The organism is Massilia sp. P2_C2 (assembly GCF_056404615.1).
Genome location: NZ_JBFUDR010000260.1, coordinates 1 through 9,034, shown reverse-complemented (window position 1 = coordinate 9,034; position 9,034 = coordinate 1). Strand labels below are relative to the sequence as shown.

At 59.1% G+C, this 9,034-nt stretch carries 9 protein-coding genes; 2 read left to right on the top strand and 7 right to left on the bottom strand.

Annotated features, from left to right (window positions below; genetic code table 11):
- Together AC1DYX_RS23685 and AC1DYX_RS23680 are read left to right on the top strand one after the other, a co-directional pair.
- On the top strand, positions 1-995 hold a 995-nt coding region (locus AC1DYX_RS23685), incomplete at its 5' end, for a hypothetical protein (RefSeq protein ID WP_477263405.1).
- Positions 973-1,878: a trypsin-like serine peptidase gene (locus AC1DYX_RS23680; protein ID WP_477263403.1), complete on the top strand. Its 906-nt coding sequence runs from the start codon at positions 973-975 to the stop codon at positions 1,876-1,878. The genes AC1DYX_RS23685 and AC1DYX_RS23680, both read left to right, overlap by 23 nt.
- 197 nt (positions 1,879-2,075) lie before the next feature.
- Here AC1DYX_RS23680 and AC1DYX_RS23675 read toward each other — a convergent pair whose 3' ends face one another.
- The 7 genes from AC1DYX_RS23675 to infB all read right to left on the bottom strand — a co-directional run.
- Positions 2,076-2,456: a hypothetical protein gene (locus tag AC1DYX_RS23675; protein ID WP_477263401.1), complete on the bottom strand. Its 381-nt coding sequence runs from the start codon at positions 2,454-2,456 to the stop codon at positions 2,076-2,078.
- Positions 2,457-2,624: 168 nt separating this feature from the next.
- Positions 2,625-3,008, bottom strand: coding sequence for a type II toxin-antitoxin system VapC family toxin (locus AC1DYX_RS23670; RefSeq protein WP_477263399.1), 384 nt, complete (start codon positions 3,006-3,008; stop codon positions 2,625-2,627).
- On the bottom strand, positions 3,005-3,208 hold the full coding sequence (locus tag AC1DYX_RS23665; protein ID WP_477263397.1) for a type II toxin-antitoxin system VapB family antitoxin: 204 nt from the start codon (positions 3,206-3,208) through the stop codon (positions 3,005-3,007). The genes AC1DYX_RS23670 and AC1DYX_RS23665 overlap by 4 nt, the downstream gene beginning before the upstream one ends.
- A 121-nt stretch (positions 3,209-3,329) precedes the next feature.
- Positions 3,330-5,168 carry a translational GTPase TypA gene (typA, locus tag AC1DYX_RS23660; RefSeq protein ID WP_477263395.1) on the bottom strand — a complete coding sequence of 613 codons (1,839 nt, stop codon included), beginning with the start codon at positions 5,166-5,168 and terminating at the stop codon, positions 3,330-3,332.
- A gap of 204 nt (positions 5,169-5,372) precedes the next feature.
- Complete coding sequence (truB, locus tag AC1DYX_RS23655) at positions 5,373-6,296, bottom strand: tRNA pseudouridine(55) synthase TruB (RefSeq protein WP_477263393.1); 924 nt, start codon at positions 6,294-6,296, stop codon at positions 5,373-5,375.
- Positions 6,293-6,751: a 30S ribosome-binding factor RbfA gene (rbfA, locus tag AC1DYX_RS23650; protein ID WP_477263391.1), complete on the bottom strand. Its 459-nt coding sequence runs from the start codon at positions 6,749-6,751 to the stop codon at positions 6,293-6,295. Before rbfA ends, truB begins: the two co-directional genes overlap by 4 nt.
- Positions 6,752-6,847: 96 nt before the next feature.
- Positions 6,848-9,034, bottom strand: a 2,187-nt coding sequence (infB, locus tag AC1DYX_RS23645) for a translation initiation factor IF-2 (RefSeq protein ID WP_477263389.1), incomplete at its 5' end; no start/stop codon positions are given.

Below are 9,034 nucleotides of genomic sequence, written 5' to 3'. Positions count from 1 at the left end.
CCTCCACGGCGGTAATACAAGTATTAATTGATCCAGCAAACTTTGATCCAGCTCAGAAAAAATCAATTGAAAGCCAAGTAAATAATGCTGTTAAGCGTTTTTTTTCTGTTGCTTGTAAAAAGCCAGCCGATCCGAAAGTTCCTGAGTGCAGCCAATACAGCCTGGGCACGACAGACTATTTTTCCATTACTACCAACGCTTTGAATAAAAAAGAGGCTTTAGGAACATTAACATCATCAACAGCGCCTGACCTCTCAGCGTGCAATACAGGCATATGTCACAGAGGAAAAGTTCCATATGTAATTTCAGCGACTCTTCTCGGTAATTCAAAATTTTCCTTGGTAAATCTCCCTAACGACGGCCCGGTAATGAGCCTTGCACTTGATCGAGCTCCTTTTGTGCAGATCAAACATACGTTAACTCTGCAGAATGGAATCTTAAACGAATACGAAAGAGACCGTCCAAGTAGCGCGCTCGCGTTAGCTAAAGCTCCTTTGGAAATAGCGGAAGCGATAGCCGACGTTATTACAAAGGTTATCCAACTCAAGATTAATACATCCAAGGCGGAAGTCAGTTTTCTTGACCAACAACTTGCGGAGGAGAAAAAAACAAAAGAAATTAATGACGCTCTGAAAGAACTTGGAAGCCATAAAGAGTCTGCTATGTTGAATGGATCGGGTAGTTTAATAACAATGACAATTGGGGATAACGCCCGCTCTGCAGCCATTGGTTCGGAAAATATGGATAACGATGGTACCATCGGAGCACACCCTGCCGTTGACAACACTGCAGGATCTCAAGCCACACCGAATAAAAACAGTCTCGAGCACGCAGGAAACAACGGAACGATCGACAAAAAAAATAAGGTTGTAGGAAATGCGCCTGATAATGGCGATAAGGCCAATGAAAAATCCAAGACCCAGAAAGATCCCTCAAAAGGTCTAGAGAACGTTAAAAAATCAGGGGCGAATAATGGACAAAGCGACAAGCAATAAGAGGCCGAAAGGCGTCAAACAAAGTTTTAACCAGAATTCAAGCCAGAGCGCATATCGCTCTTGCAACATGATCGAGACGAWTAATGGAGGTCGTCTCGAGACCGTCCCGGGATTTAATGTAGAACGCGCACTTACAATAGGATTTCATGGCGGAAGGGTTCCGCGCCAACTTCGTTCAGGAATGGTGTTCGACGCTGGAGATTTACAATTTGCAGCCCCTCAATCAGCTTGCGGGTTTGACGATAGAGTTCTGGTGCCCAATACAACTGCGTTACCGTGGCGCTGCATTTGCCAACTTGTGATCGACGGTTTACATAGCGCGAGAATCCTAGGTACGGGATGGCTAGCAGGCCCCCATACTATTGTAACTGCTGGCCACAATCTTTTAGATGTAGCGTCCGGTCAGCAAGCTGTTCAGGTATGGATAACTCCAGGACGGATTCGTGACGCCGCACCTTATAACTACGAAATTTCCACGTCTTTCGCCGTGCATCCGCTTTGGGCCAATCAACAAGACAGAAACCACGACATTGGAGTTATATATACAAACAAGCCTTTTGGAGAAAAACTCGGCTGGTTTGGTTTTGCTGCACTATCAGACGCTCAATTACACAACTTGTTGATAAATAACGCTGGCTACCCAGTTGATAAAGAATTCGGGACAATGTGGTTTAACGCAAGCCGTCTCACTTCCGTTAAGCCAAATGTGCTAACTTACGGTTTGGATACCGAAGGAGGGCAAAGTGGCAGCCCAATATTTTCTTTCGATAAGGACGGAAATCGAACCGTCGTTGCCGTTCATGCATACGGGACTTGCCCAGACAACATGGGTATTAGGATAACGCCTGATATCTTCAATTATTTGTCTTCGATGATAAGGTAATGAAGGCAGCTTTAGCAACTCGTTTCTAGAATATGATTTGTTTCATATTCGGCTTACCGGCCGGGATGGCAATAAACCTCAGCTTATGTTGTGAGCAAGCAGATGTTGAGAGAAAAATAGGACCACGAGAAGAATAATCTTCAATATAAAGCTCCGATTAAAGGTGACGCTGGAATGTAGTCTTTCCAAAGGTCCGGCTAGCGTTTCTGCGCGCGCTCTACAACGTCGAACGTCGGCTCCAGCCGACAATTTTCGAGCGAGGCGTTGATGACGTCGACGGGGCCATACCACTGGTAGACGCACACGAAGCCGCCGGTGCGAAGAATCCAGGCTTTCTTTGTCGCTCGGTCCATCACGATGGTGTGGTGAAAGCCGTCGGAAACGTTGCTGTCGTCCGGAACAAGCACTCGCACGAACGGTCGGCCACTTGCTGTCTCGGGACCTTTGGATTCCGGAATCGCTGTTCTAAAACCTGAGAACGAAATACCGTATCGCTCTGCCAACGATTGCGACAGGGGGCAAGCGAGAGCCTGCGCTGACAACAGGCTCATCAAGGCGGCTATAATCAGGCTCTTCATTGCGATATCCAGTCGATACGTTTATCTTTTCCCCAACTTGCGGCAAGGCAAGAATATCAGTCTAGCCTTGCCAACAGGTACGCACATTTTCACGGAGTCCTTTCGCTTGTGTACGATGGGGACAACAGCCTGGTAAGCGCTCGGCCGTTTTGAAAATGTTGGAAAAACCTATTGAAGCGCCGGCCGAAATTCGACGCCGAACCGTTGCGCCAGCTGTGCCAGGCGTCTGTCCAGTGACCACAAGCGCGATCCCGGCGTCAGCAGCGTCGACGCCAGCAATGCCAGGTCGACCACGCCACATCCGAGGCCGTATAGCTGCTCGCGCTCAATAAAACCCCGGACCTCACCCAACGTTGCCTGACGCGCTTGAGGCAATGTCGCGATATCGGCCAGCGTACGGGACCGCGGCGCTGGCGGCGTGCCACAGGCGAGCTCGGTCACGATCAGCGGATGAGATAAGGCCAGATCCGGCGTCAGCAGGCCTACCAGCTCCTCGTTACGATTGCGAAAGTGGCCCACCCATACAGAGGTATCGACCAGCACACCATTCATTCGGCCGGCTCGCTCGTGCGGCGCGGGATGTCCGCCATGTCAGGTGCCGCTCCGCCGAGGCTGGCAAGGCGCCGCGCGGCCTGGACGCGCACAAAGGTTTTGATGGCCTCCCGAAACAGGTCAGCCTTGTCCATGTCCGGGTCCGCCATTTCCAACGCTTTTTCGTACAGCGCGTCGTCGATCGTTACTGTGGTGCGCATGGGTTGCTCCAAACATCAAATATGAATACATTCTGCATCAGGAGGAGCATCTTCACAAGCAAGCCCGAGAATAAAAAAACCCGCTGAGTTCAGCGGGTTTTTCGTGGGTAACGCGGAAAGCTTACGCAGCTTCGCGGCTGGCCTTCTTGCGCTCGTGCTCCTTCAGGTAACGCTTGCGCAGGCGGATGCTCTTCGGCGTGATCTCGACCAGTTCGTCATCCTCGATGAACTCGACGGCGTATTCGAGCGACATCTGGATCGGCGGCACCAGGCGCACGGCTTCGTCGGTACCCGACGCGCGCACGTTGGTCAGCTGCTTGCCCTTGATCGGGTTCACGACCAGGTCGTTGTCGCGCGAGTGGATGCCGATGATCATGCCCTCGTACACCGGGGTGTTGTGCTCGACAAACATGCGGCCGCGGTCCTGCAGCTTCCACAGTGCGTAGGCGACGGCCTGGCCGTCATCCTGCGAGATCAGCACGCCGTTGCGGCGGCCGGCCAGTTCGCCCTTGCCGTTGTCGACCGGCGAATAGGCGTCGAACACGTGGCTCATCAGGCCGGTACCGCGCGTCAGGGTCATGAAGTCGCCCTGGAAGCCGATCAGGCCACGGGCCGGGATGCGGTATTCCAGACGGACACGGCCCTTGCCGTCCGATTCCATGTTCTGCAGGTCGCCACGGCGGCGGCCCAGTTCTTCCATCACGCCGCCCTGGTTGACTTCTTCCACGTCGACGGTCAGGTTCTCGTACGGCTCGCACTTGACGCCGTCGATTTCCTTGAACACGACGCGCGGACGCGACACGGCCAGCTCGAAGCCTTCACGGCGCATGTTTTCCAGCAGGATGGTCAGGTGCAGCTCACCACGGCCCGACACTTCGAACACGGTGTCGTCCGGGGTCGGCAGCACGCGCAGCGCCACGTTCGACTTCAGTTCGCGGTCGAGGCGGTCGCGCAGCTGGCGGCTGGTGACGAACTTGCCTTCGCGGCCGGCCAGCGGCGAGTTGTTGACCATGAAGTTCATCGTCAGCGTGGGCTCGTCGACGGTCAGCATCGGCAGCGCTTCCGGGGTATCCACCGCGGTCACGGTCACGCCGATGCCGATGTCTTCGATACCGTTGATCAGCACGATGTCGCCGGCGACCGCTTCATCGACCAGCACGCGCTCCAGGCCCTTGAAGTTCAGCACCTGGTTGATGCGGCCCTTGATCGGGTTCTTGTCGTCCTGGCCGTTCACGACCAGCACGTCCATGCCCGGCTTGACGCGGCCGCGGTTCACGCGACCGATACCGATCTTGCCGACGTAGGACGAGTAGTCCAGCGACGTGATCTGCATCTGCAGCGGACCGTCCGGGTTGTCGTCGCGCACCGGCACGTATTTCAGGATGGCGTCGAACAGCGGCTTCATGTCGCCGCCGCGCACGCTTTCGTCCATGCCGGCGTAGCCGTTCAGGCCCGAGGCGTAGACGATCGGGAAGTCCAGCTGTTCGTCGTTGGCGCCGAGCTTGTCGAACAGTTCGAACGTCTGGTTGATCGCCCAGTCGGCGCGCGCGCCCGGACGGTCGATCTTGTTGACGACGACGATCGGCTTCAGGCCCAGCGCCAGTGCCTTGCGGGTCACGAAGCGGGTCTGCGGCATCGGACCTTCTTGCGCATCGACCAGCAGCAGCACGGAGTCGACCATCGACAGCACGCGCTCGACCTCGCCGCCGAAGTCGGCGTGGCCCGGGGTGTCGACGATGTTGATGTGGGTGCCTTCGTACTCGACGGCGCAATTCTTCGACAGGATGGTGATGCCGCGTTCCTTCTCGAGGTCGTTCGAGTCCATCACGCGGGTGTCGACCGCCTGGTTTTCACGGAAAGTACCAGATTGGCGCAGCAGCTGGTCCACGAGGGTGGTCTTGCCGTGGTCAACGTGGGCAATGATTGCGATATTACGAATCGCACGTTTGGTGTTTGACATATGCGTTTTTCAACAGTGTGATTGTTGCGTGATGGGCCGAGGAGCGACGAGCTTCCCGATTTCCAGAACCCACTAGTATAGCACGCTTACGGCGCGTTGCTGCGCCGCAGCGGGAGAAAGCCTTGGAATTTCAACGATTTGCCGGTCCTGGTTGCCTGAAACTCAGGATACCGGCGAAATATTGAACGGCGATGACGTGCACGCTCAGCCTTGCGGCCGCGCGATCAGCCGTTCCGGCGCCAGCACGCCGTAATCCTGCAGGATCGCCGTGCCCAGCAGCTTGTCGTCGTGGTAGACGCGCACCCTGCCGGACGTCTCCGGCAAAGTCACCGGCTCGCGGTTCAGCGCGAGGCGCTGGCCGTTGAGGAAGCGCGCAGCCAACTCAGCCGTCAGTTCGACGCGCGGGAAGCTCGACAGCAGCGCATCGACCGGCGCCAGCAGCGACAGCGGATTGTCGTGCGCCTGCAACTGTTCCAGCGTGACCATGCCGTCGACCGTCAAGTTACCGACCTGGATCCGGCGCAATGCGTTCAGGTGGGCGCCACAGCCGAGTTCGGCGCCAATATCCTCGCCCAGCACCCGCACATACGTGCCCTTGCTGCACGTCACTCGGATCGTCAGCATCGGCGCGTCGTACGCCAGCATCTCGAGCTTGTGGATGGTGACCGGACGGGCTTCGCGCTCCAGTACGATGCCTTCGCGCGCGTACTCGTACAAGGCCTTGCCGTCGCGCTTCAGGGCCGAGTACATCGGCGGAACCTGCATGATCGGGCCGCGGAAACGGGCCAATGCCGCTTCGATCTGTTCGACCGTCACCTCGACCGGGCGCGTCTCGACGGCTTCGCCCTCGGTGTCGCCCGTCGTCGTCGTGATGCCCAGGTGGACGACGGCATCGTACGTCTTGTCCGCTTCCAGCAGGTCTTGCGAGAACTTGGTCGCCTCGCCGAAGCACAGCGGCAGGAGGCCGGTGGCGAACGGGTCCAGCGTGCCCGTGTGGCCCGCCTTCTTCGCGTTGACGATACGTTTCACTTTCGTCAGCGCATCGTTCGACGACAGGCCGACCGGCTTGTCGATGAGCAGCACCCCGTCGACGAGGTCGCGGGGTTTCTTCGGGGGACGTGCGTTCACTCGGAATCCGCGTCTTCTTCGGTGCTCGTGCCACCGATAACCCCTTGATCAGTTTCGATGTGGCCGGTGTCGGCCACATCGTCTTTCGCCCGCGTCGCATTGGCCTGGTCGATCAACGCCGACATCGCGAGACCGCGGCTGGTGGACGTGTCGTGGATGAAGTGCAACTGCGGCAGCGTGTGGATGTGCAGGCGCTTGCCGAGCAGGTTGCGCAGGAAGCCGGCCGCCTTGCCGAGACCTTCCAGGGTCTGCCTGACCTCTTCCGGGCTGTCCTTGAGGAGCGTGAAATAGACCTTCGCGTGGGCGTAGTCCGGCGTCAGCTTGACTTCGCTGATGGTGACCATGCCGACGCGCGGGTCCTTCAGTTCGAAGGCGATCAGTTCCGACAGGTCCTTCTGGATCTGGTCGGCGACGCGCAGGCCGCGCTGGGGAATGCTTTTGCTGTGTTTTGCCATGTTATTGACTGCTTATAAAAAACTTGGGGCCAGCGGCCCGCGCCACGGCGCAGGCCTGCCAGCCCCAATGCTACTCCTGATGCGGAGAGTCCGCGGTTACAGCGTACGCGCCACTTCCTGGACTTCGAACACTTCCAGGACGTCGCCGACCTGGATTTCGTTGTAGTTCTTCAGCGACAGACCGCACTCGAGACCGGCACGCACTTCCTTCGCATCGTCCTTGAAGCGCTTGAGCGAGTCGATCTCGCCCGTCCACACGACGATGTTGTTGCGCAGCAGGCGGACCGACGAGGTACGCTTGACGACGCCGTCCGTGACCAGGCAGCCCGCGATCGCGCCGACTTTCGACACGAGGATGACCTGGCGGATTTCCACCTGGCCCGTGATGTGCTCGCGCTTCTCCGGTGCCAGCATGCCCGACAGTGCCGTCTTGATCTCGTCGATCGCATCGTAAATGATGCTGTAGTAACGGATGTCGACGCCGTTGGTCTCGGCCAGCTTGCGCGCCTGGGCGTCGGCACGGGCGTTGAAGCCGATGATGACTGCCTTCGACGCGGTCGCCAGGTTGACGTCCGACTCGGTGATGCCGCCGACGGCCGCGTGCACGATCTGCACGCGCACTTCCGACGTCGACAGCTTCTGCAGCGAACCGACCAGCGCTTCCTGCGAACCCTGCACGTCGGTCTTGACGATCAGCGGCAGGTTCTTGACTTCGCCCTCGCCCATCTGGTCGAGGATGTTTTCCAGCTTCGCTGCCTGCTGCTTCGCCAGTTTCACGTCGCGGAACTTACCTTGACGGAACAGTGCGATTTCACGCGCCTTGCGCTCGTCCGCCATGACCATGACTTCTTCGCCTGCGCTCGGCACTTCCGTCAGGCCCTGGATCTCGACCGGGAAGGACGGACCTGCTTCGGTGACCGACTTGCCGTTCTCGTCCAGCATCGCACGGACGCGGCCGAACGAGGAACCTGCAAGCACGACGTCGCCGCGCTTCAGGGTGCCCGACTGCACGAGGATCGTCGCGACCGGGCCGCGTCCCTTGTCCAGACGGGCCTCGACGACGAGACCGCGCGCCAGCGATTCCACCGGCGCTTTCAGTTCCAGCACTTCGGCCTGCAGCAGCACGTTTTCCAGCAGGTCGTCGATGCCCTGGCCGGTCTTGGCCGACACCGGGACGAACGGCGACTCGCCGCCGTATTCTTCCGGCACGACGCCTTCCGCGACCAGTTCCTGCGTCACGCGGTCGGTGTTGGCGCCCGGCTTGTCGATCTTGTTGATCGCCACGACGAGGGGCACGCCGGCCGCTTTCGCGTGGGCGATCGCTTCCTTCGTCTGCGGCATCACGCCATCGTCCGCCGCCACCACGAGGATGACGATGTCGGTCGCCTTGGCGCCGCGGGCTCGCATCGCCGTGAAGGCCTCGTGACCCGGGGTATCCAGGAAGGTGACCATGCCGCGCGGGGTGTCCACGTGGTACGCACCGATGTGCTGGGTGATGCCGCCGGCTTCGCCCGCCGCCACCTTGGCGCGACGGATGTAGTCCAGCAGCGACGTTTTACCGTGGTCGACGTGACCCATGACGGTCACGACCGGTGCTCGCGGCTTGGCCTCGAACTCGTGGTGCTCGCCCTGGTCGGCCAGCAGCGCTTCCGGATCGTCGACGGCGGCCGGGAAGGCCTTGTGGCCCATCTCTTCCACCACGATCATCGCGGTTTCCTGGTCCAGCACCTGGTTGATGGTGCACATCTGGCCCAGCTTCATCAGCTGCTTGATGACTTCCGATGCCTTGACGGCCATCTTGTGCGCCAGTTCGGCGACGGTAATGGTTTCCGGCACGTGGACGTCCTTGACGATCGCCTCGGTCGGGGCCTGGAAATTCGATTCGCGGTCATCGTGGCCGCCACGACGGCCGCCACGGCCGCCACCGGCACGCCAGCCGTCACGACCGCCCGCCGGCGCCGCGTTGCCGCGGCCCTTCATGCCGCCGCCCGGAGCGCCGCGCTTCTTCTCGTCGGACCAGGTCGAGGCCACATTGGCCGACTTGATCGACTTCTTGTCGCCCGGTTTGGCGCGGCTGGCGTTGGCATTTGCACCCGCCGGTTCGTCCTTCTTGGCATCAAGCGGTTTCGCGGCCGTTGCCGGCTTGTGCAGGGTGCTCGGCTCGGCTGCCTTCGGTTTCGCCGCCGGCACTTCCGGTGCCTTGATCACGCGACGCGGCTGGGCCATCATCGCCTTGATCTGGGCGACCTCGTCGGCCACGGCCTTGCGTGCACGCTCGGTGGC